Genomic DNA, 21,259 nt, shown 5'->3' with positions numbered 1-21,259 from the left:
ACTGGTTGGGCAGGAGATAGGCCAAGCCTTTGCGGCGGGCAAGTGCCTCTAGCAGAAAAATTGGCACTCGTAAGTGTCGGCTGCCACGAGCATTTCGGCATCCTTAATGCCGCCCTGAAGGGCCGCCGGGCTATTAGCAGATGCGGTAAGCTGCTGCCAACGCTTGAAATTTCAACAACCTATTAAACATTTAGGCTTGAGATGAGTTAGTCGCGTGCGTCACATTTCTCTCATGTGAGCGCATCCATTGCCGGTGGTCCGGCGGGGAGGTCGGCCACCATGTGAATGCGCTCCGTCACAGGAGGTTGGCATGGTCTCGCGAGTTGGTGGGGTTGTTTCCGACGATTTCAGGAAGCAGTTGCTGGGGTATGGGCTGACGACGGCGCAAATCCTCTATCGGATGCCGGATCACCCCTCGTTGCTGCAGACCTATGTCTGGCAGAACTACGACCTGTTTCCGAAATTTCCGGCGCTGCAGGATTTCCTCGCCTTCTGGCAGCAGAAGCTCGAGGGCCCGCTGTTCTCGGTGACGGTGGCGCATTCCAAGCTGGTCAAGCCAGCCGAGCTGCGCGCCGTCGACGGCGTATTCCGGCTGCATTGATCCGCTGAGGGCGCAAGGCAAGGGGGCGAGGCGCGGCGATGCGCCTTTGCCCACCTCGCGCGGCGCGACTTGTGTTAGCCTCCGTCCGCCAGAAAAAGACGGGAGGCGAACAATGGCCAAGAAGACGGCATCGAGATCCGCAGCCAAGACCGCGGTGAAGAAGAAATGGACCGGGCTCGGCGCCGGTGCCAAGAAATCCTCTGCGCGCAAGACCATCAAGTCCAAGGGCCGCGTCTCGGCGGCGAAGAAGAGCGCGCCCAAGACAGCAACTAAGACAGCGGTGAAGGCACGGCCGAAGCAGCGCGTCGCCATCAGCCATCACCGCGAAGAGGATTTCAAGGCCGACGGCTTGCGCGCCTATGCCAAGTACCGCGACCTCGGCATCGCAGCCGCCTCGCATGGTCTCGCCCAGGCGCATGTGATCCGGCTGCAAGGACCATGCAATCCGGATGAAGTGTCGAAGCTGCACTTCCACGACGTCGAATTCCAGATGGTCTATGTGCTCAAGGGTTGGGTGAAGACCTACATGGAAGGCGAGGGCGAGACGCTGATGCAGGAAGGCAGCGCCTGGACCCAGCCGCCGCGCATCCGCCACATGATCCTGGACTATTCCGACGACGTTGAGCTGCTGGAAGTGATCCTGCCGGCCGAGTTCAAGACGGTGGAGTTGAAGGCGTAGTCCCTCCTTCGTCATTCCGGGGCGGCGCATAGCGCCGAGCCCGGAATCCATTCTTCCGCGAAGCCTGCGGCCTGATGGATTCCGGGCTCGATGCTTCGCATCGCCCCGGAATGACGTGGATAGGTCACGTCATCGCCCCCACGATCGCGCCCATCAGGCACGTCGTCAGCGTGCCCGAGACGATCGACTTCAGTCCGAGCGCGTTGATCTCGTCGCGCCGTACAAAGCGCGTCCGGAGAACGTCCCGAAGGGCGGACGCCTCGTCCGCAGTTTCCGTTGGAATGGTTCACGAATTTGATGGCACTCACGAAAACGATTGACCAATCGGTGTATTTTCGAGAGCCCAAGAGAACGATCCATTTGCACGGTGACGGTCTAGGCTTGTTCGTACTTCCATAGTCCGATGTCGAACGCCCCAAGCGTCTGAATCTGTTCCGCCGTTAGGCGATCAACTGTCGCAAAATCGTAGATGCCTTGCATGATGCGTGGAACGGCCGCCCGTGCCCGGACCGTGGCCGGTAGCTCAAGGACGGTAGGGATCATAGGCTTCTTGTAATCCGCCCGGTGCTTCTGCTCGGCACGCATCACCGATGCTGCCTCCTCATTCGTTACCGCCACGGAGCAGCGGTGCTCACGCTTGCGGTCGTTCGGAGGATACAGCCGCAGGACGCTCGATGGTAACGTCCCGCCCATGCCACCTGTATGGTTCCGAACGTAGGCCGCCACGGACACGTGCACGAGGCTGGGCCTCCAGGCCTGTAGCATCCAAGGTGCAATCAGCGGGTCCGTTAGCATGGCCCGTACACCTGCGACGGCGCGCGTCTCCCGGTCGGTAAGGATGCGCAGCTCCTCTCGGAGATTGATGCGCTCCTGCCTTTGGGCCGACGATAGACCAGGCCGCTCGAAGGCCTTGAGTTTCTCAACGATGGCATCGCTCTCCCGCTGGCGGATGACGAAATGGCCCGCCGGCATGTCGCGCAGATCTTGCTCTAACTCAGCAACACTCAGCTCAAGTTCTTGTCCTGTCTTTTCGAGAGCGCCACCTGACATTATCCAAACCGCGAGCAGCGGCGAACGACGAGCGTTACCGCCGGTCGGACCGAAGTGCTTGTTGGCCACATCGGGATCGCTCGTGGCCCTACGCACGATCTCGCCCCAACCGAGCACGACGACCCGAAATAGACCTTCCGCTTCGTGCTTTTGGTTCAGGGTCGCCACGTGCGCCTGCACAACAGCGTCGTCCGGGGCTGTCGTGAGAATGTAGAATTCCTTCAGCGCAGGATTAAATTTTTTAGCTTCATTAATTGCCGCTGTGACGTCTGTCTTGGACAGCGTCCGTACTGGCCATTGCGACTTCTTCTTGCATTGCAGCCCGATCGGATACGCCATTCGCTTTCGATATCTCGATATTTCACTGAGTGACGCTGAGCAAAAGGACTTTTTTAGCGCATGGGCCGATGGCATTACGTCGCTGATCGGTTCAGGGATCAAAGGGCTAGATCGGAAAACAAAAACAATCCAGTTTCTCCTCGAGTCACAGCTTCTGTTGGATCATCTCGCAACTGTTGTAAGGCTCGATGCTCCGATCTGGGAAGTCTGCAAAGGTGAATTCTTCTTTCAAACGATGCTATCGCTGCGGGTTCAATCTCAAGGTTTGATGGCGTTCTATTTCGGTGGAGGAACGGACAAGATCATGGTGGAGGAACGGACAAGATCATAGAGAGCCCGGACAAGCAGCAGACCCGGCGACGAGAACTACCGAGAAATTCCCAGTACGGCTTTGGCTTTAGCCGAGCAGCCGCTGCAGCGAGATCTTCGCGCCGCCGATCTCCGGCAGCAGGCCGATGATCGCATTCGCCAGATACACCAGCGCGACCAGCACCAGCAGCATCGCGATGATGTTCATCAGCAGTTCGAGCCCCGCGGCGGTGCCCTTCACAATGGCGTCCATCGTCGACGACACATGGATATCGGGATCGTCGAGCGACCCGCCGGTGCGTTTGTCTGTTGTCTCCGGGATCATGATCAGGCTGACCAGGATCGCCGCCGGCGCGCCGAGCACTGAGGCGATGACGAAATGCGCGGGTGCATCCGGGATCAGCGGTGCCAGCAGCGTGGCATAGAGCACCAGAACGGTGCCGGCGATCCCGGCCATGCCGCCGGTCATCACCAGAAACAATTCGCTGCGCGTCAGTTGCGCGAGATAAGGGCGGATGAACAGCGGGGCTTCCACCATGCCGAGAAAGATGTTGGCGGCGGTCGAGAGCCCGACCGCGCCGCCGACGCCGAGCGTGCGCTCCAGGATCCAGGCCATGCCGCGCACCACGGGCGGCAGCACGCGCCAATAGAACAGCAGCGTCGTCAGCACGCTCATGACCAGCACGATCGGCAGCGCCTGGAAGGCGAGGATGAAATCCGAACCCGGTGCCTTGGGATCGAACGGCGCCGGGCCGCCGCCGACATAACCGAACACGAAGGCGGTGCCGGCGCGCGTTGCGGCGGCGATGGTGCCGACGGCATCGTTGATCGCGCCGAAGGCCTGCGTCACCAGCGGCACCTTGATCAGCACCAGCGCGGTGACGACGGTGACCGCGAGCCCTATTGCCGCCTGCCGCAGCGACACTAACAGGCGATTCTCGCTCAACGCCCAGGCGATCACGAGCAACGCCACCACGCCGAACGCCGATTGCAACTGCAGCATCACGCCCCCAAGAACCCTCACGCGATTATGGGTGGGGGCCCCGCGCAGCGCAATGCTGTTGCGCGTTCGTCTCGAATCCATTGACAAGTTGCAGGCGCTCGGCCACGCAATCATGCATGTCTTCCGCCACGCCGGCCGGCGCCCGCGATCTGCTCGGCCACAGACCGTTCCTGTTCTTCCTGTCGTCGCGCAGCCTGTCGCGCTTCTCCAGCCAGATCGGCGCGGTCGCGATCGGCTGGCAGATCTATGACCTGACCGGCAGCGCGTTCGACCTCGGCATGGTCGGCCTGGTCCAGTTCCTGCCGACCGCTCTGTTGGTGTTCGTCGCCGGTCACGCCGCCGACCGCTTCGAGCGCAAGCGCGTGGTGCAGGCCTGTCAGGTCGCGGAAGCGCTGACCGCATTGTTTCTCGCCGGAAGCACATTTGCCGGCACCATCTCCGAGATCCAGATCTTCGTCGCGACCTTCGTGCTCGGCATCGCCGGCGCGTTCGAGAGCCCGGCGACATCAGCGCTGTTGCCGCTGATTTCGCCGCAAGGCTCGCTGCAGCGGGCGACCGCGATCTCGAGCGGCGCGGCGCAGGTCGCGACCATCACCGGACCCGCGCTCGGCGGCTTCGCCTATGCACTGATGCCGAGCGCGCCCTACGGCATCATGATGGTGTTCTGGCTGCTCGGCGCGCTGCTGACCGGCGGCATCGGCCGGTTGCAGCAGGCGGCGCCGACGAACGGCGAGGTGTCGGACGATTTGTTTGCCGGCGTCACTTTCGTGCGCAGCAATCCGGCGATCCTCGGCACCATCTCGCTCGATCTGTTCGCGGTGCTGTTCGGCGGCGTCACCGCGCTGCTGCCGATCTATGCGCGCGACATCCTGCAAACCGGCCCGCTCGGGCTCGGCATTTTGCGCGCGGCGCCCGCGGTCGGCGCGCTGTTGATGACGATGGTGCTGGCGCGGCACACCATCAACCGCCGCGTCGGCATGCGGATGTTCCAGGCGGTGATCGTGTTCGGCGTGGCGACGGTGGCGTTCGCGCTGTCGCACTGGATGTGGCTGTCGGCGCTGGCGCTCGCGGTGCTCGGCGCGGCCGACACGATCAGTGTCGTGATCCGCTTCTCGCTGGTGCAACTCGCCACCCCCGACGAGATGCGCGGCCGCGTCGGCGCGGTGAATTTCCTGTTCATCAACGCCTCGAACCAGCTCGGCCAGTTCGAGAGCGGCGTCACCGCCGCGCTGCTCGGCACCGTGCCGTCAGCCGTGCTCGGCGGCGTTGCGACGGTCGCGGTCGCGCTGCTCTGGATGAAGCTGTTCCCGACGCTGCGGGATGTCGAGAAGCTGGAGTAGAGGTTCCTTTACCTCGCCCCGCTTGCGGGGAGAGGTCGGATCGCATGTAGCGAAGCGGAATGCGATCCGGGTGAGGGGGTACAGGTCTCGTTGCTCGGCTCGCTCGCGGATGCAGCCCCTCACCCCAGCCCTCTCCCCACATCCGCCTTCGCCCGAAGGCGGCCTTCGGCGGACAAGAGCGCGGGGCGAGGGAGTAGATCGAGCCTAGCCCCGCCCCACGAACGGCATCTTGGTCGCCATGACCGTCATGAACAGCACGTTGGCGTCGAGCGGCAGGCCGGCCATGTAGGCGACGGCGTCGCCGACCGCCTTCGCATCCATGCGCGGCTCGTGCTTGGTGGTGCCGTCGGGCTGCAGCACGCCGGGGCCGTTGACCATGCGATCGGTCATCGGGGTCGCGGCGTTGCCGATATCGACCTGGCCGACCGCGATGTCATACATCCGGCCGTCGAGGTTGGAGGACTTGGTGAGGCCGGTGATGGCGTGCTTGGTCGAGGTGTAGGCCGCCGAGAACGGCCGCGGCGCATGCGCCGAGATCGAGCCGTTGTTGATGATGCGGCCGCCGCGCGGCGTCTGGTCCTTCATGATGCGGAAGGCGTGCTGGGTGCACAGGAACGGCGCGGTGAGGTTGGTATTGACGACAGCCTGCCACTGCTCGAGCGGCAGATCCTCGAAATTGACCGGCGGCGCGCCCATGCCGGCATTGTTGAAGAGCACGTCGAGCCGGCCGTAGGTCGCCTTCACCTTGTCGAACAGCGCGGCGATCGCAGCCGGGTTGGCCATGTCGGCGGTGATGCACAGGCTCTTGCCGGCGGGACCGAGCTTGGCGGTCTCTTCCAGCATCTCCAGGCGGCGTCCGACGAGCACCACGGTGTAGCCCTTGTCCATCAAAGCGAGCGACGCGGCGCGTCCAACGCCGGTGCCGGCGCCGGTCACGAGTGCGATCTTGCTGGCTGCCTCGGTCATCTCTCAGTTTCCTCTTACTTGGTTTTTGCTTCGGTTTCGTTCTTGTAGGGTGGACGTGGAATGTTCTGGTGCGCGGCGCGCAGCGCCGCCGACCAGCGCGAGCGCAAATCGTGGAAGTAGGGCTCGCCGGCCTCGATGCGATGATTGAGGTCGGCCTCGCAGACGTCGGCGCGCACCACCAGGACGTCGATCGGCAGGCCGACGCCGAGGTTGGAGCGCATCGTCGAATCCATCGAGATCAGCCCGGTCTTCAGCGCCTCGTAGAGCTCGACATCATAGTGCATGGCGCGGTCGAGCACCGGCTTGCCGTATTTGTGCTCGCCGATCTGCAAATAGGGCGTGTCGGTGGTGCACTCGATGAAATTGCCCGCGGTGTAGACCATGAACAGGCGCATCCGCGAGCCCTTGATCTGGCCGCCGAACAGGAACGACACGTCGAACGAGATGTCTTCCGAACGCAGCGCCTCACCCTCGGTGGCGTGCACCGAGCGGATGGCACGGCCGATCCGCTGCGCCGCCTGGAACATGGTCGGCGCGTTCATCAGCGTCTCGAGCTCGCCGGTGTGCGGGTCTTCCATGCCCTCGGTCAGGGTCGAGAGCACCGACTGGCTGATCGCGAGATTGCCGGCGCTGGCAATCGCCATGATGCGCTCGCCGGGCTTTTCGAAGATGTGCAGCTTGCGGAAGGTCGAGACGTTGTCGAGGCCGGCATTGGTGCGGGTATCGGCTATCATGACGAGGCCGTCGCGCACCAGAATTCCGCAGCAATAGGTCATTTCCAGCCCTCAAACGGTCCGAGTTTCTCGGCGCCAAACGTGTAGCCAATTTCGAGGTCGCATCCAACCCTAATTCCCCGTGACGGGACATGCGGCAGCCGGTCAAAAAAGGGGAGGGGCCCGATCGCAGAGTTCGCCCGTCGGCATCTGTTCCAGCCATCGGCTGTCCGGACTTGTGGGCTCGGTCCCGCTCTGCGTTGCACGCATCCGGCAATGATCCGCGCCCGCTGTCATTGCGAGGCACCTGGCCTTGTGATCGACTGGCCGCAACCGACAACAACAAGAATTCCGGGAGGCGAGAATGTCGTTCAAACTGGCCGCATGCGTTGTGGCTTTGGGCATCGCGGCGATGGCGGCGAGCCCCGCATCGGCGCAGAAAAGGGGCGGCACGCTGCGGCTCTATCACAACGACAATCCGCCTTCGACCTCGCTGCTCGAGGAGTCCACCATCGCCTCGGTGATGCCGTTCGCGGCGGTCTTCAACAACCTCGTGGTGTTCGATCCGGCCAAGACGCACGAAAGCATCGATACCGTGATCCCCGATCTTGCCGAGAGCTGGTCGTGGGACCCAACCAACACGAAACTCACTTTCAAGCTGCATCGCGGCGTGAAATGGCATGACGGCCAGCCGTTCACGGCCAAGGACGTGCAGTGCACCTGGCGGATGCTGATCGGCAAGAGCGAGACGCAAGACTCCAAAACACAAGACTTCAAGCGCAATCCGCGCAAGGTCTGGTACTCGAAGCTCAAAGACGTCAGCATCAACGGCGACGATGAAGCGACCTTCGAGCTGACAGAACCGCAGCCCGGCCTGCTGGCGCTGCTCGCCAGCGCCTTCTCGGTGGTCTATCCCTGCCACGTGCCGCAGCAGGTGATGCGCACCAAGCCTGTTGGCACCGGGCCGTTCAAATTCGTCGAGTTCCGGCGCGGCGATTCGATCCGTCTGGTTCGCAACCCCGACTACTTCAAGAAGGACCGGCCGTATCTCGATGAGATCACGGTGCGCTCGATCGACAGCCGTGCCACGCGCATGCTGGCGTTCGCGACCGGCGACTATGACATCACCTTTCCGTCCGACGTCAGCATTCCCCTGATGAAGGACGTCAAGGCGCGGGCGCCGAATGCGATCTGCGAGATGACGTCGACCAATCTGCAGATCAATCTCCTGGTCAACCGCGTCAATCCGCCGTTCGACAATCCCGATATTCGCAAGGCGATGTCGCTGGCGCTGGATCGCAAGGCCTTCAACAGCATCCTGTTCGAGGGCACGGGACGGCTCGGCGGCGCGATGCAGGCCAAGCCGGAAGGCGAGTGGGGCATGCCGCCCGAGATCCTCTCGACGCTGATGGGCTACGGCCCCGACACCGAGAAGAACCTCGCGGATGCGCAGGCGATCATGCAGAAGCTCGGCTACAGCGACGCCAAGCCGCTGTCGATCAAGATCCAGACCCGCAATTTGCCGACCTATCGCGACCCGGCGGTGATCCTCGCCGACCAGCTCAAGAAGATCTACATCGTCGCCGAGCTCGATATCCTGGATACGCCGCGCTGGTACTCGCGGCTGCAGCGCAAGGATTACACGATCGGCCTCAACGTCACCGGCGTCAGCGTCGACGATCCCGACGGCAATCTGGTCGAGAACTATTCCTGCAGCTCCGAGCGCAACTACACCCAGTATTGCAATGCCGAGGTCGACAGATTGCTCGCCGCGCAGTCGCGCGAGGTCGACAAGGACAAGCGCCGCAAGATCGTGTTCGACATCGAGCGCTTGTTGGTCGACGAGGCCGCGCGGCCGGTCATCCTGCACTCATCGGCCGGCAATTGCTGGCAGCCCTACGTGAAGAACTTTCATCCGCACGACAACAGCCAGTACAACAATCTGCGTTTTGAGGACGTCTGGCTGGATAAATAACGCATCCTGCTCCGTTGGCGACGGCGTGCGCCGTCGCCCTTGTACGCTTCGTTCCTTCACGCGACCAAGTGCGGGCGGCTTCTTGCGCGCGCACGTAATCCTTCGTCGGGTGTCAAGTTTGCGACGGCACCCGTCAGTCAGACCGCGTAGCGATCCATCGGGATATCCGAAGCAGCTACGGGAGCTCGGATATCAGCTTGGTCCATTCGGCCTCGGGCCAGGCCCGTGAGGTGCAAGTCCGTATGTTTCCCTGCGAGCTGAGCGCAAGCGCGAGCTTCGTGATGTTGTCGCCGAGAGGCGCTTCGGCAAGGAGAAGGATGTCATGCTCGCCGGAGGTGAGATAGACCTCCTTGATTTCGACGCCGAGCTTCTGGGCGAGTTCTTTCGCCGCTCTGCTGCGCTTGGGAGCGTCCTTGACGCTACGAATTCCCTGGTCGGTCCAGTCGATCCTCACGATGAATGTCGCCATGTCGTCCTCCAAGGGTTGTTCCCCTTGTCTGCCGCGGGTGCGGCAGGCCAACCTGCTTCATGTTGAAGTTGAGGGAGCGCCACATAAGGCAGGCGCTGCTTTCAGACTGAGATGCCTGCCGACGGCCTGACCGCTGCCCATTCCTTCAAACGGCGACGTCGGCCCGTCCCGTCTCAAAGGGCAACTCGCTGCAGATTACGCCACGTCGCTTGTTCGAGAAAGAGGGCTCCCAGCGTTGTGATCGGAAACGCCGTGGCGAGGCTCGGCGATTACTCGAAATTCGCGCAAGCGAGAGCGCTGCGTCGAGATCTGCCATCTGATGCAAGTCAGCTGTGGGTATAGTCACCGGGTTTCAATCCGAGGGCTTTGACAGCCGCTTCGGGAAGCGGCCCCCAGGCTTCGACCCTTTCATTCGGGGCCATCATTTGCGCGATGATTGCCGCAGCCTTTGCCGCGTCTCCTTCGGCCACGAAGAAAACCGAGCGAACCGGCGGGGCGCCGTCCAACGGCTCAGTTGTTACGAGGACTACCTGACCATTTGCCATGCTCTCATATACCGCTATCGCGGCGCTGTTTCCACCGATCCCGTCGATCGTCCGCGCGATTCAGCCATCGACGCGCGCACCGAGAGAGAAGCAGCCGCGGTATTGCATCGTCGCGGCTCGAACACCAAATAGCTAAAGGTGGGAGGCAGAACCGCTCTAGGAGTGAGCGCGTGGCCAGCAAAAGAGCGAACGAAGAGCTCCCCGTCATTGCGCGTTTTGAGGTGCGCCGCCGCAATTATCTCGCGCCCGACGGCTCGATAGACCGGCCGCTTCCGGCCTTCGCTACAGATGCCCGACTGCTCGTTGAACTTTACCGGTCGATGGTGCTGTTGCGCCTGTTTGACCGAAAGGCTGTTGCGTTGCAGCGCACCGGTAGACTTGGAACCTATGCCGTTTCGCTCGGCCAGGAGGCGGTGTCGGTCGGCATCGCGAGTGCGATGCGGGAAGATGACGTTCTGCTGCCCTCCTATCGCGACAACGGCGCGCTGCTCTGGCGTGGCGTCAAGCCGGAGGAGATCCTGCTGTTTTGGGGCGGCGATGAACGAGGCAATCACTTCTCCGGTCCGCGCCACGATTTCCCGTTCTGCGTTCCCGTCGGATCACAGGCACCGCACGCCGCCGGTGTTGCCTATGCCCTGAAGCTGCGCAAGGAGCCGCGCGTGGCCGTCTGCCTGTTCGGCGATGGCGCGACCTCGAAAGGCGACGTTTACGAGGCCATGAATTTCGCCGGCGTTCACAAACTGCCGCTCGTGTTCGTCGCCACCAACAATCAATGGGCCATATCGGTGCCGCTGCGGCTGCAGACGGGGGCCGAGACGCTGGCGCAGAAGGCCATCGCCGCAGGGTTCAGCGGCGAACAGGTGGACGGAAGTGACGTGGTGGCGATGCGTGCCGCCGCCGAGGAGGCCATTGCCGCTGCCCGCGACGGCAAGGGCCCTCACTTCATCGAAGCGGTGACCTACCGGCTCGGCGATCACACAACTTCCGATGATGCATCGCGCTATCGTGCGGCCGATGCAGTGCAGGCGCACTGGAAGGAAGAGCCGGTCGCACGGCTCAGGTCCTATCTCGTCGGCCGGAAGATGTGGACCAAGGCCGACGAGGAGCAGCTTGCCGCCGAGTGCCATGAGAGCATCGAGGCGGCGGTGGAGCGCTATCTAAAGACGCCGTCGCGCCGAGCGGAAACCATGTTCGACAACCTCTATGCCGAATTGCCCGAGACCTATGCCGGGCAGCGCCGCGAACTCGCGGGAGAGGACGATGCCTGAAGTCACGTTGGTCGAAGCCATCAATCTGGCTCTCGGCCGCGCCATGGCGGATGATCCTGATGTGGTCGTGCTCGGCGAGGATGTCGGCGTCAATGGCGGCGTCTTCCGCGCGACCGTCGGCTTGCAGGAGCGCTTCGGTCCGGAGCGCGTCCTCGATACACCGCTTGCCGAACTCCTGATCAGCGGACTCTGCGTCGGCATGGCCGCGCAGGGATTGAAGCCCGTCGGCGAAATCCAGTTCATGGGATTCATTTATCCCTGTCTCGATCAGCTGGTGAATCACGCATCACGGATGCGCAACCGTACCCAGGGACGGCTCAGCTGTCCGATGGTCCTGCGCACGCCGCATGGTGCCGGCATTCGCGCGCCCGAGCATCATTCCGAAAGCACCGAGGCGATGCTCGCCCACATTCCGGGCTTGCGTGTCGTCATGCCTTCGTCGCCCGAGCGCGCCTATGGACTTCTCCTCGCAGCGATCCGCGATCCAGATCCGGTGGTGTTCCTGGAGCCGACGCGGTTGTACCGCGCGGCGAAAGGCGAGGTGGAAGACAACGGCGAAGCCTTGCCGCTGGATGCCGCCTTTATCCTGCGTGAGGGTCGCGACGTCACGCTGATCAGCTGGGGCGCGATGCTGAAGGAAACGATGGCCGCGGCGGACGCACTCGCCGACGAGGGCATCGCTGCCGAGGTTATCGACCTCGCCACGCTCAAGCCCTACGATGAAAACACCGTGCTCGGTTCGGTCGCAAAGACCGGGCGCTGCGTCATCGTGCACGAAGCCGCGCACACCGGCGGATTTGGCGCCGAGATCGCAGCCCTGATTGCCGAGCGCGGACTATCCTCGCTGCTCGCACCCGTGACCCGTGTCACTGGTTACGACACGGTCATTCCGATGGCCCGCCTCGAGCAACGCTACATGCCGTCGGTCGGACGCATTGTGACCGCAGCCCGAAAGGCGTGCCAGTACAACTGAACACCAACGGACCTCGTGCCATGCGCCAGTTCACGTTGCCGGACCTTGGTGAAGGTCTTGAAGAAGCGGAGATCGTCACCTGGTACGTCAACGAGGGCGATCACGTCGTGACCGATCAGCCGCTCGTTTCGGTCGAGACCGACAAGGCGGTGGTCGAGATACCGGCGCCGTCGAGCGGACGGATCGCGCGCCTGTTCGGTACCAAGGGCGATATCATGAAGGTCGGCGCGCCGCTCGTGGAGTTTGCCGAGGACGCCGGGCAGGACACCGGCACGATTGTGGGCGAGCTCGGCACCGGCGAGCAACGGCCGGCGGCAGCAACGGCTTCGGCGCCGAGCGCGCGGGGAGCTCACGTGTTTCCGGCAGTGCGGGCGCTCGCGCGCAAGCTTGACGTCGCGCTCGATCTCGTGGAGGCGACGGGGCCCGGCGGCACCATTACGCGGGCCGATGTCGAGCGGGCGGCGAAGCGGATGTCTCACGGCGGACCCGCCGAGCCGCTGCGCGGCTTGCGCCGCGCGATGGCCCAACGCATGACGGCAGCGCACGCGGAAATCGTCCCGGCAACGGTCACCGATGAAGCTGATATCCACGAGTGGCGGCAGGGCGAGGATGTGACGATCCGCCTGGCGCGGGCGATCGCCGCTGCCTGCAAGGCAGAGCCCGCGCTCAATGCCTGGTATCATTCCGGCGCGGGAGAACGGCGCTTGATCGAGCGCATCGATCTCGGCATCGCCGTCGACACCGGCGGCGGCCTGATCGTTCCCGTGCTGCGCAACGTCGCGGAACGGAGCGTATCGGACCTGCGGGCTGGACTGGACCGTCTGCGAGCCGACGCAATCGCACGTGCGATACCCCCGGAAGAGCTGCGCGGTGCGACGATCACGTTGTCGAATTTCGGCATGATCGGAGGCCGGTTTGCCAATCTCATCATCGTGCCGCCGCAGACGGCGATCGTCGGCGCCGGGCGCATATCGGAGCGCGTGGTCGCGCTTCGGGGAGAGGTTGCGGTCCGGCGCACGCTGCCGCTATCGCTGACCTTCGACCATCGGGTGGTGACGGGCGGCGAAGCGGCCCGTTTCCTGGTTGTCCTCAAATCCGACGTCGAGCGCGTTTCGTGACGTCGCTCGTTCGCGACAGCCTCACGACTCCAGGCTTCGCCCGGCCGGTGCATCGACCAGGAACGCCTCGTCCACCGGCACCCCGAGCGCGGTAACCAGCCGGTTGGTCTCGGCCGCCATGCCGACGATCGCCAGCATTTCCTGGTACTCGGCGTCTGTCATGCCCTTGGCGCGGGCGGCCGCGGTGTGGGAGTGAATGCAGTAGCTGCAGCCATGCGCCACCGAGACCGCGACGTAGAGCATTTCCTTGACCTTCGGGTCGAGCGCACCCGGCGCCATCACCTCCTTGATGCCCTCCCAGGTCCGCCGCAGCGTCTTCGGATCATGCGCGAGCGCGCGCCAGAAATTGTTGATGAAGTCCGAATTTCGCGTCTTGCGGATGTCGTCGAAGACGGCACGCGCCTCGGCTGTGAGTTCGTCGTCGGAAAGCAATTTGACGGTCGCCATGGTGTGTCCCGATGGTTCGGATGTGAGGTGACAGCGATCATAGCACCTTGGCCGTCATTGCGAGGAGCGAAGCGACGAAGCAATCCATGCCTCGGCACACGGCCAGATGGATTGCTTCGCTGCGCTCGCAATGACGGGCGCCGAGAGAGTGCAGCCTACGACTGCGTCTGGCTCTGCCACTGACCGGGACGTCCGGCCTGATCGACCTTGACCGCGACCGTCAGCGTCTCGTTGCCGCCGCCATAGCGGGTGCCGCGGACCGGGGCGGCGCCGAGATAGTCGAGGCCGATCGCGACGCGGGCATGGGCGTCGGTGGTGCAGATGCCGTTGGCGGCGTCGAAGCCGACCCAGCCGAGGTCGGGCACGAAGGCCTCGGCCCAGGCGTGGCCGGCCTGCTGGTTGACCATTCCGTCGGAGCGCAGGAAGTGGCCGGAGACGAACCGCGCCGGAACGCCGCCGGCGCGTGCGGAGGCGATCAGGATGTGCGCGTAGTCCTGGCAGACGCCGCGCTTCAGCGCGAACGCCTCGGAGGCAGAGGTGGCGCTGTTGGTCGGGTCCTCGTCGAAGGTCATGTGCTCGTAGATCTGCACCATCAGCGCGTGCAGGAAGCCGAGCACGTCGCTACCTGCCTCAGCGCGCAGCTCGCGCACGAGACTCGTCATCGCCGGGTTGAGGTCGGTCAGCGGCGTGGCACGCAGGAACAGGCTGGGCGGAAACCGCTCGTCGCTGCCCTTCAGCACCCCGCCGGTGTCCTGGGTCTCGACCAGGCCCTCGCAATGGATGGTGAGGTCGCTGATCGAACCATGCGTCAGCACGTGGGTGACGTTGCCGAACGCGTCCTCATGGGTATCGAGTCTGGAATCGGTCGAGACGTCGATCTGCCAGTCCGCGACATACTGGCCGTCATGGCTGCTAGGCGTCATCCGCAGAATCTGGATCACGCCCGAGGCCGCCGGCTCGTAGCGATAGGTGGTGGTGTGGGCTATCCGCAGGCGCATGTGCGTTCCAGTAGGTCAGATCAGAGCTGGCCGCAACGGGATTTTACCTCTCCCATGGGGAGAGGTCGAATTGCGAAGCAATTCGGGTGAGGGGTCAAGGTCCCTCGATAGACCGAACTCCCTCACCCGGATCGCAAAACGCGATCCGACCTCTCCCTTCGGGAGAGGTAAAGACAGTGCCCGCGGACGGCGCCGATTTCTTTTCCTCTAGATCAGGTACTGCTTGGTGATGATCTCACCCAGCCTTGAGTTATCCGCGATGAATTCCTGGATGAATTCGTGCACGCCGTGCTGGAAGATATCGTCCATATGGCTGTGCTCGAGCCGGTTCCTGATGCCGCGGGCGTGGCGCTGGGAGGCGCCCTGGCGGCCATAGGCGACGCCGATCTGGTCCAGATTGCGTACCAGATTGCTGTAGCAGCTGGCGAGCGAGCGCGGCAGCGTGTCGTTGAGGATGAGGAGGTCGGCGATCAGCCAGGGTTTCAGGGTTTCCCGGTAGACCCAGTGATAGGCCGTTGTCGCCGACACCGAGCGCAGGATCGAGGTCCACTGGTAGTAATCCAGCGGACCGCCGACGTGCTCTTCCTCGGGCAACAGCATGTGATACTTCACGTCGAGGATCCGCGCGGTGTTGTCGGCGCGCTCGAGATGCACGCCGAGCCGCGAGAACCAGTAGGCGTCGTTGCGCAGCATGGTCCGGTAGGCCGAGCCGTCGAAGCGCAGCGAGGTCTCCTGCACGAAGCGCAGGAATTTGGCCAGCTCCTCGCGGTTGGCGGGCCCCTTGTTCCAGACCGCCTGCAGCTCGATCCACGCCGAATTGATGGTGTCCCACATCTCCGAGGTCAGCGCGGTTCGTACCGAGCGCGAATTGAGCCGTGCCGCCTCGATGCAGTTCTTGATCGAGGCGGGGTTTGCGTCCGAGAAGGAGAGGTACTCGACGACGTTTCGCTCGTTGGCTTCTTCGTAATGGTCGTAGAAGGCGGCGCCGACGCCGGCGGTGAGCAGTGCGGAGTCCCACTCATTGGTCTTGCCGACATAGGCCGCGGGCAGCGCGGTGACGCGGAGCGTGGCGTCGATCGTGCGCGCCAGATATTCGGCGCGTTCGACGTAACGGGCCAGCCAGAACAGGTTTTCAGCGGTGCGTGACAGCATGCTTTCAACTACTCGCTCAGTATCCAGGTGTCCTTGGTGCCGCCGCCCTGGCTCGAATTGACCACGAGCGAGCCCTCCTTCAGCGCCACCCGGGTTAGTCCGCCGGGCACGATGGTGGTGTGGCTGGAGCCGGTCAGAACGAACGGGCGGAGGTCGACATGGCGCGGCGCGAGGCCCTTGTCGGTGCAGGTCGGGCAGGTCGAGAGCGCCAATGTCGGCTGGGCGATGAAGCCTTCCGGCTCGCGCTTGAGCTTGTCGCGGAACGCCTCGATGGTCGCCTTGGTGGCGGCGGGGCCGATCAGCATGCCGTAGCCGCCCGAGCCGTGCACCTCCTTGACCACGAGGTCGGCGAGGTTGTCGAGCACGTAGGACAAATCCTGCGGCTCGCGGCAGCGCCAGGTCTGCACGTTCTTCAGGATCGGCTCCTCGCTGAGATAGAATTTTACGATGTCAGGCATGTAGGAATAGATCGCCTTGTCGTCGGCGATGCCGGTGCCGACCGCGTTGGCGAGCGTGATGTTGCCGGCCGCATAGGCCGACATCAGGCCGGGGACGCCGAGCGCGGAATCCGGCCGGAAGGTGAGGGGATCGAGGAAGTCGTCGTCGACGCGGCGGTAGATCACGTCGACCCGCTTCAGCCCTTCGGTGGTGCGCATGAACACCTCGTCGTTCTTGACGATGAGGTCGCGCCCCTCGACCAACTCGATGCCGAGCTTGTCGGCCAGGAACGAGTGCTCGTAATAGGCTGAGTTGTAGACGCCGGGCGTCATCAGCGCGACCGTCGGCTCGGCGGAAGCGTTGTGCGGCGCCACCGACCGCAGCGCCGACAACAGCTCGTCCGGATAGCGTTCGACCGGCGCGACGCGGTGGCGCGAAAACAGGTCCGGAAACAGCCGCATCATGATCTCGCGGTTTTCCAGCATGTAGGAGACGCCGGACGGCGTGCGCGCATTGTCCTCCAGCACGATGAAATTGTCCGGATCGGTGCGGATGATGTCGATGCCGGCAATGTGGACGTAAATGTCGTGCGGCACGTCCTGGCCGTTCATCTCCGGCCGGAATACCGGATTCTGGAAGATCAGGTCTTCGGGGATGATGTTGGCGCGCAGGATGTCGCGGCCGTGATAGATGTCCTTGAGGAACATGTTGAGCGCGAGCACGCGCTGCTTCAGGCCCTTCTCCAGCAGCGTCCACTCGGTCGCGGACATGATGCGCGGGATGACGTCGAACGGGATCAGCCGTTCCTGGGCCTCGGAATCGCCGTAGACCGCGAAGGTGATGCCGATCCGGCGGAACAAGAGCTCCGCTTCCTGGCGCCGATATTCGAGCGCATCCGGCGGCGTCTCTTTGAGCCAGCGGGAGAGCTCCTGGTAGGCCGGGCGGAGATCCTCGCCGAGGCCGTTCATCTCATCGAACGCGACTGCCATATATCCCGACTGCCCTCCCAAGCCATGTGACACAGTGCATGACTTGATGGGATGGTAGCAAGGGGCGGGCCAGCGCGATATGCATTGGCGTGTGGCATTTGCTAGGGATAGCCAGGAAGGCCTGCCCGAAAAACCGGCTGAGGTCTGCTTAATTCGGCGGCAAAACCCCGTGACATCAAGGCATTGGATCGGCAATGTCAGGGGATCAAGTTAGGGCAAGTGTTAGGGAATGAGACCATGAGCGAGATCGTCACGGCGGGGATATTGGTGATCGGCGACGAGATCCTGTCCGGCCGGACCAAGGACAAGAACATCGGCTTCATCGCCGAATACCTGACCAATATCGGCATCGACCTGAAGGAGGTCCGTGTCGTCGCCGACGACGAGGCCGACATCATTTCCGCCCTTGATGCGCTGCGGCATAGGTACACCTACGTGTTCACGACAGGCGGCATCGGGCCGACCCATGACGACATCACCGCCGACAGCGTCGCAAAGGCGTTCGGGGTCGATATCCACCATCATCCGGACGTGGTGGCGCGGTTCAGGGAGCGCTGGAGCGAGCAGGACCTTAACGAGGCGCGGCTGCGGATGGCCCGGGTGCCCGACGGCGCCGAGCTGATCCAGAGCGCGACCATCCTGGCGCCCGGCTTCAAGCTCGGCAATGTCATCGTGATGGCCGGCATCCCCACCATCATGCAGGCGATGATGGACATCGTGGCGCCGACCCTTAAATCCGGCGTGCGGATGCTTTCGGACTCGGTCCGCGCCGACGCAAGGGAGGGCGACATCGGTGGCCCGCTGCGGGCGATCGCGGAAGCCAATCCCGACACCATCATCGGCAGCTATCCGTTCCAGGACGAGAACCAGAAGCCGAACACCAATCTGGTGGTCCGCTCACGCGATCCCGAGAAACTCGCCGCGGCGATGGCCGCGGTGAAGGAGATGCTGAAGCATGTGCAGGCCGCGCAGAAGAAGCCGGCGGGTTGAAGCAACATGGTTGAACGAAACTCTGAACCGAGTGCGCAGGATCGTGCCGGCAGGCCGTTCCCGGTCTCGTGGGATCAATTCCACCGGGACTGCCGGGCGCTGACCTGGCGCCTCAATGAAGTCGGCCCGTTCCATGCGGTGATCGCGATCACCCGCGGCGGGCTGGTGCCGGCGGCGATCGTGGCGCGCGAGCTCGGCTTGCGGGTCATCGATACCGTCTGCGTCGCCAGCTACGACCATGACAAGCAGGGCGACCTGAAGGTGCTCAAGGGCATTTCGGAGCAGACTGCCAAGCTCGGCGGCGGCACCGGCAAGGGGCTTTTGATTGTCGACGACCTCGTCGACACCGGCAAGACCGGCAGGTTGGTGCGCGAGCTGCTTCCCGACGCGCATTTCGCAACCGTCTACGCCAAGCCCAAGGGACGCCCGCTGGTCGACACCTACATCACCGAGGTGTCGCAGGACACCTGGATCTTCTTTCCCTGGGACACTGCGCTGTCGTTCCAGCCGCCGATCCGGGATGGGGCGGCGTGAGGTAGCCGTCATTGCGAGCGCAGCGAAGCAATCCATGCCTCCGCATATGCGGTACGATGGATTGCTTCGCTGCGCTCGCAATGACGATCGTGGTTAGAGCTGTGACATGCCCCTGCAAAACCGCGTCACTCCATCAGGCGATATCGTCGCTACCGAACATCGCGGCACCTTCACCGGCAATCGCGGCATCATCCACGATCCCGCGACCCGGACGCTTTTGAACAAGCGCTGGTCGTCGCCGGCATGGCTCACCTGCGTCTGCGAGTTCAGGGGGCGGCGGCGCGAGGTGATGCGCCGGCAGAGCTGGACCGAGCTGTTCTTCCTCGATGAGGCCACGGCCTTCGCGGCCGGGCATCGGCCCTGCTTTTACTGCCGCCGCGACGACGCCAACCGGTTTCGCGCTGCCTGGGAGCAAGGCAACGGCACGAGCGATCTCAGCGCCAAGGCGATGGATGCGGTGCTGCACGCCGAACGGCTCGATCGCCGGAAGAAGCGGCTGCATCCGCTGCCGCTGCCGATTGACGCGTTGCCCGACGGGACGATGGTGCAGGCAAACAGGGAAAGCTATCTCGTTGCAGGAGGCAAGACGCTGCGCTGGTCGTTCGCAGGCTACGAGCGGGCCGACGTGATCACGCCCGCGATGCTGCTGACGCCGCCGTCGACGGTCCGCGCGTTTCAATCCGGCTATCGGCCGGTGCTGCATCCGAGCGCGGCGGCCACGCTCGGCTGAGCCGCCGGAGCTGAGCTTACGCCAGCCGCTGCCGCGCCAGCTTTGCGCCCGCGCCGAGCGCAATCAGCTTGGCTTCGGCGATGTCGCGGCGCATCGGCGCCATGCCGCAATTGGTGGTCGCGATGATGTTGCCCTTCGGCACGTGCTTGGCGACCGCCTCGATCACCTTGACGACATCCTCGGCGGTCTCGACCTCGTCGCTGGCAACGTCGATCACGCCGGCCTGCACGATCTTGCCGGGGAGTGCGGCGAGCAGCTCGATCGGCACCTTCGAATTGCGACATTCGATCGCGACCTGCTGGATTGTGCTCTTGTCGATGACGGGGAAGGTCTCTTCATACTGCCGCCATTCGCCGCCGAGCGTCTCTTTCCAGTCGGTGTTGGCCTTGATGCCGTAGCCGTAGCAGATGTGCACGGCGGTAGCGCAGGTCAGGCCCTCGGCGGCGCGCTCCAGCGCCTTGATGCCCCAGTCGCGCACCTGGTCCATGTAGACGTTGAAGGCAGGCTCGTCGAACTGGATCATGTCGACGCCGTCGGCCTGCAGCGCCTTGGCTTCCTGGTTCAACAGCTCCGCGAAGGCGAACGCCATCTTGACGCGGTCGCCATAATATTGGTCGGCGATGGTATCGATGATCGTCATCGGGCCGGGCAGGGTGAATTTCAGCCGGTTCTTGGTGTGGGCGCGCGCCGCGCGTGCCTCCCCCTCGTGGACGCGGCCCTTGAGCTGCAGCGGCGCGACCACCTGCGGCACCATCGCCTTATAGCGATCCTTGCGGATGCCCATCTCGACCTTGTGGGCGAAATCGATACCCTCGATCCGCTCCAGGAAACCGTGCACGAAATGCTGGCGCGCCTGCTCGCCCTCGGTGACGATGTCGACGCCGGCATCCTCCTGCAGCTTGACCGCAAGCACCGTGGCGTCGCGCTTGGCGCGGGCGAGCTCGGCGCCTTCGGACTTCCAGGGTGCCCACAGCATGTTCGGCTCCGCGAGCCATTCCGGCTTCGGCAGCGAGCCTGCGATCGTGGTTGGAAACAGCATGGGTGCCTCCCGATGGGTTCTGATTGAGCGCCTGTGTGCCATGTCCTAGAGTGGACGTACAGAACAACAAAAGTCTTTGTGATGGGGAATAGACGCCGATGATCGACCTGCACTACGCGCCGACGCCGAATGGCTGGAAGATCTCGATCATGCTGGAGGAACTGGGGCTACCGTACACGGTGATCCCGGTGAACATCCGCGCCGGCGAGCAGTTTAGGCCGGAATTCCTGGCGATCAGTCCGAACAACCGGATTCCCGCGATCGTCGACCATGCGCCCGCCGACGGCGGCGGGCCATTCTCGGTGTTCGAGACCGGCGCGATCCTGATCTATCTCGCCGACAAGGCCGGCCGTTTCCTGTCCAGGGAGCTGCGCGCGCGGTCGAACGTCATCCAATGGGTGATGTGGCAGATGGGCGGCCTCGGGCCGATGCTTGGCCAGCATGGCCATTTCGCGCTCTATGCGGCCGAGAAGATTCCCTATGCGATCGAGCGCTACCGCGACGAGACGGCGAGGCTCTAGGTGGTGTGGACTCTAAGGATTCCCTTTTGAGAGCAAATCAGATTCAAGGCTTCTTTTGGGAGGCAGTCTTGGG

At 63.6% G+C, this 21,259-nt stretch carries 20 protein-coding genes and 2 pseudogenes; 12 read left to right on the top strand and 10 right to left on the bottom strand.

The window, feature by feature from the left end; translation table 11 throughout:
- The first annotated feature begins 310 nt into the window (after nt 1–310).
- Together QMZ05_RS15185 and QMZ05_RS15180 are read left to right on the top strand one after the other, a co-directional pair.
- Entirely contained in the window at nt 311–601 is a 291-nt protein-coding gene (locus tag QMZ05_RS15185; protein WP_074127572.1) for an usg protein, read from the top strand.
- Nucleotides 602–713: 112 nt separating this feature from the next.
- On the top strand, nt 714–1,280 hold the full coding sequence (locus QMZ05_RS15180; RefSeq protein WP_353701483.1) for a cupin domain-containing protein: 567 nt from the start codon (nt 714–716) through the stop codon (nt 1,278–1,280).
- Nucleotides 1,281–1,655: 375 nt separating this feature from the next.
- On the opposite strand, the gene QMZ05_RS15175 is transcribed toward QMZ05_RS15180, so the two are convergent.
- Entirely contained in the window at nt 1,656–2,669 is a 1,014-nt protein-coding gene (locus QMZ05_RS15175; protein ID WP_353701482.1) for a hypothetical protein, read from the bottom strand.
- On the opposite strand from QMZ05_RS15175, the gene QMZ05_RS15170 reads away from it, so the two are divergent.
- Entirely contained in the window at nt 2,641–3,000 is a 360-nt protein-coding gene (locus QMZ05_RS15170) for a hypothetical protein (protein ID WP_353701481.1), read from the top strand. The two genes, QMZ05_RS15175 and QMZ05_RS15170, sit on opposite strands and share 29 nt — an antisense overlap.
- A 69-nt stretch (nt 3,001–3,069) precedes the next feature.
- Here the strand turns inward: QMZ05_RS15170 and QMZ05_RS15165 are convergent.
- Nucleotides 3,070–3,981: pseudogene (locus tag QMZ05_RS15165) on the bottom strand (nucleoside transporter C-terminal domain-containing protein); the annotation flags it as partial.
- Between the two features lie 116 nt (nt 3,982–4,097).
- Between QMZ05_RS15165 and QMZ05_RS15160 the strand changes: the two are divergent.
- Nucleotides 4,098–5,321 (top strand): MFS transporter, encoded by a 1,224-nt coding sequence (locus QMZ05_RS15160; protein WP_353701480.1) that lies wholly within the window; start codon nt 4,098–4,100, stop codon nt 5,319–5,321.
- A 204-nt stretch (nt 5,322–5,525) separates the two neighbouring features.
- Here the strand turns inward: QMZ05_RS15160 and QMZ05_RS15155 are convergent, their stop codons facing one another.
- Entirely contained in the window at nt 5,526–6,287 is a 762-nt protein-coding gene (locus QMZ05_RS15155) for an SDR family oxidoreductase (protein ID WP_353701479.1), read from the bottom strand.
- A gap of 14 nt (nt 6,288–6,301) precedes the next feature.
- Nucleotides 6,302–7,063 carry a proteasome-type protease gene (locus tag QMZ05_RS15150; protein WP_050422298.1) on the bottom strand — a complete coding sequence of 254 codons (762 nt, stop codon included), beginning with the start codon at nt 7,061–7,063 and terminating at the stop codon, nt 6,302–6,304.
- A 301-nt stretch (nt 7,064–7,364) separates the two neighbouring features.
- Between QMZ05_RS15150 and QMZ05_RS15145 the strand changes: the two genes are divergently transcribed.
- Complete coding sequence (locus tag QMZ05_RS15145) at nt 7,365–8,975, top strand: ABC transporter substrate-binding protein (protein WP_353701478.1); 1,611 nt, start codon at nt 7,365–7,367, stop codon at nt 8,973–8,975.
- A gap of 175 nt (nt 8,976–9,150) precedes the next feature.
- Here the strand turns inward: QMZ05_RS15145 and QMZ05_RS15140 are convergent, their stop codons facing one another.
- Nucleotides 9,151–9,444 (bottom strand): GYD domain-containing protein, encoded by a 294-nt coding sequence (locus QMZ05_RS15140; protein ID WP_353701477.1) that lies wholly within the window; start codon nt 9,442–9,444, stop codon nt 9,151–9,153.
- A gap of 715 nt (nt 9,445–10,159) precedes the next feature.
- On the opposite strand from QMZ05_RS15140, the gene pdhA reads away from it, so the two are divergent.
- From pdhA to QMZ05_RS15125, 3 genes are read left to right on the top strand one after another with little or no spacing between them, the layout of a single operon-like run.
- Nucleotides 10,160–11,257, top strand: a complete 1,098-nt coding sequence (gene pdhA, locus QMZ05_RS15135; RefSeq protein ID WP_353701476.1) for a pyruvate dehydrogenase (acetyl-transferring) E1 component subunit alpha — start codon at nt 10,160–10,162, stop codon at nt 11,255–11,257.
- Nucleotides 11,250–12,230: an alpha-ketoacid dehydrogenase subunit beta gene (locus QMZ05_RS15130; RefSeq protein ID WP_353701475.1), complete on the top strand. Its 981-nt coding sequence runs from the start codon at nt 11,250–11,252 to the stop codon at nt 12,228–12,230. Before pdhA ends, QMZ05_RS15130 begins: the two co-directional genes overlap by 8 nt.
- Nucleotides 12,231–12,250: 20 nt before the next feature.
- Entirely contained in the window at nt 12,251–13,348 is a 1,098-nt protein-coding gene (locus tag QMZ05_RS15125) for a dihydrolipoamide acetyltransferase family protein (RefSeq protein ID WP_353701474.1), read from the top strand.
- Nucleotides 13,349–13,369: 21 nt separating this feature from the next.
- Here QMZ05_RS15125 and QMZ05_RS15120 read toward each other — a convergent pair whose 3' ends face one another.
- From QMZ05_RS15120 to QMZ05_RS15105, 4 genes are all read right to left on the bottom strand, one after another.
- The gene (locus QMZ05_RS15120; protein WP_353701473.1) at nt 13,370–13,795 is read right to left on the bottom strand and encodes a carboxymuconolactone decarboxylase family protein; all 426 of its coding nucleotides are present in this window, start codon (nt 13,793–13,795) and stop codon (nt 13,370–13,372) included.
- A gap of 155 nt (nt 13,796–13,950) precedes the next feature.
- Complete coding sequence (locus QMZ05_RS15115; protein WP_353701472.1) at nt 13,951–14,793, bottom strand: transglutaminase family protein; 843 nt, start codon at nt 14,791–14,793, stop codon at nt 13,951–13,953.
- A gap of 207 nt (nt 14,794–15,000) precedes the next feature.
- Nucleotides 15,001–15,945 carry an alpha-E domain-containing protein gene (locus QMZ05_RS15110; protein WP_353701471.1) on the bottom strand — a complete coding sequence of 315 codons (945 nt, stop codon included), beginning with the start codon at nt 15,943–15,945 and terminating at the stop codon, nt 15,001–15,003.
- A gap of 8 nt (nt 15,946–15,953) precedes the next feature.
- Complete coding sequence (locus QMZ05_RS15105; protein WP_076858580.1) at nt 15,954–17,372, bottom strand: circularly permuted type 2 ATP-grasp protein; 1,419 nt, start codon at nt 17,370–17,372, stop codon at nt 15,954–15,956.
- Nucleotides 17,373–17,609: 237 nt separating this feature from the next.
- Between QMZ05_RS15105 and QMZ05_RS15100 the strand changes: the two genes are divergently transcribed.
- From QMZ05_RS15100 to QMZ05_RS15090, 3 genes are all read left to right on the top strand, one after another.
- Nucleotides 17,610–18,362: a molybdopterin-binding protein gene (locus tag QMZ05_RS15100; protein ID WP_353701470.1), complete on the top strand. Its 753-nt coding sequence runs from the start codon at nt 17,610–17,612 to the stop codon at nt 18,360–18,362.
- Between the two features lie 6 nt (nt 18,363–18,368).
- A complete protein-coding gene (gene gpt / locus QMZ05_RS15095; RefSeq protein WP_353701469.1) occupies nt 18,369–18,896 on the top strand; it encodes a xanthine phosphoribosyltransferase in 528 nt (175 codons plus the stop codon).
- 106 nt (nt 18,897–19,002) lie between these two features.
- Nucleotides 19,003–19,626, top strand: a complete 624-nt coding sequence (locus QMZ05_RS15090; protein ID WP_353701468.1) for a hypothetical protein — start codon at nt 19,003–19,005, stop codon at nt 19,624–19,626.
- A 16-nt stretch (nt 19,627–19,642) separates the two neighbouring features.
- Here the strand turns inward: QMZ05_RS15090 and QMZ05_RS15085 are convergent, their stop codons facing one another.
- A complete protein-coding gene (locus QMZ05_RS15085; protein WP_353701467.1) occupies nt 19,643–20,665 on the bottom strand; it encodes a methionine synthase in 1,023 nt (340 codons plus the stop codon).
- A 98-nt stretch (nt 20,666–20,763) separates the two neighbouring features.
- Here QMZ05_RS15085 and QMZ05_RS15080 point away from each other — a divergent pair.
- A pseudogene (locus QMZ05_RS15080) lies at nt 20,764–21,183 on the top strand (glutathione S-transferase N-terminal domain-containing protein); the annotation flags it as partial.
- Nucleotides 21,184–21,259 lie beyond the last annotated feature (76 nt).

This window comes from Bradyrhizobium sp. INPA03-11B (assembly GCF_040446015.1).
Lineage (GTDB): Bacteria > Pseudomonadota > Alphaproteobacteria > Rhizobiales > Xanthobacteraceae > Bradyrhizobium > Bradyrhizobium macuxiense_A.
This window is presented reverse-complemented; position numbering and strand designations above follow the sequence as displayed.

Coding starts and splice junctions, on each gene's coding strand:
- QMZ05_RS15185 (WP_074127572.1), top strand. CDS start 311: ATGGTCTCGCGAGTTGGTGGGGTTGTTTCCGACGATTTCAGGAAGCAG.
- QMZ05_RS15180 (WP_353701483.1), top strand. CDS start 714: ATGGCCAAGAAGACGGCATCGAGATCCGCAGCCAAGACCGCGGTGAAG.
- QMZ05_RS15175 (WP_353701482.1), bottom strand. CDS start 2,669: ATGGCGTATCCGATCGGGCTGCAATGCAAGAAGAAGTCGCAATGGCCA.
- QMZ05_RS15160 (WP_353701480.1), top strand. CDS start 4,098: ATGTCTTCCGCCACGCCGGCCGGCGCCCGCGATCTGCTCGGCCACAGA.
- QMZ05_RS15155 (WP_353701479.1), bottom strand. CDS start 6,287: ATGACCGAGGCAGCCAGCAAGATCGCACTCGTGACCGGCGCCGGCACC.
- QMZ05_RS15150 (WP_050422298.1), bottom strand. CDS start 7,063: ATGACCTATTGCTGCGGAATTCTGGTGCGCGACGGCCTCGTCATGATA.
- QMZ05_RS15145 (WP_353701478.1), top strand. CDS start 7,365: ATGTCGTTCAAACTGGCCGCATGCGTTGTGGCTTTGGGCATCGCGGCG.
- QMZ05_RS15140 (WP_353701477.1), bottom strand. CDS start 9,444: ATGGCGACATTCATCGTGAGGATCGACTGGACCGACCAGGGAATTCGT.
- QMZ05_RS15130 (WP_353701475.1), top strand. CDS start 11,250: ATGCCTGAAGTCACGTTGGTCGAAGCCATCAATCTGGCTCTCGGCCGC.
- QMZ05_RS15125 (WP_353701474.1), top strand. CDS start 12,251: ATGCGCCAGTTCACGTTGCCGGACCTTGGTGAAGGTCTTGAAGAAGCG.
- QMZ05_RS15120 (WP_353701473.1), bottom strand. CDS start 13,795: ATGGCGACCGTCAAATTGCTTTCCGACGACGAACTCACAGCCGAGGCG.
- QMZ05_RS15115 (WP_353701472.1), bottom strand. CDS start 14,793: ATGCGCCTGCGGATAGCCCACACCACCACCTATCGCTACGAGCCGGCG.
- QMZ05_RS15110 (WP_353701471.1), bottom strand. CDS start 15,945: ATGCTGTCACGCACCGCTGAAAACCTGTTCTGGCTGGCCCGTTACGTC.
- QMZ05_RS15105 (WP_076858580.1), bottom strand. CDS start 17,372: ATGGCAGTCGCGTTCGATGAGATGAACGGCCTCGGCGAGGATCTCCGC.
- QMZ05_RS15100 (WP_353701470.1), top strand. CDS start 17,610: ATGAGCGAGATCGTCACGGCGGGGATATTGGTGATCGGCGACGAGATC.
- gpt (WP_353701469.1), top strand. CDS start 18,369: ATGGTTGAACGAAACTCTGAACCGAGTGCGCAGGATCGTGCCGGCAGG.
- QMZ05_RS15090 (WP_353701468.1), top strand. CDS start 19,003: ATGCCCCTGCAAAACCGCGTCACTCCATCAGGCGATATCGTCGCTACC.
- QMZ05_RS15085 (WP_353701467.1), bottom strand. CDS start 20,665: ATGCTGTTTCCAACCACGATCGCAGGCTCGCTGCCGAAGCCGGAATGG.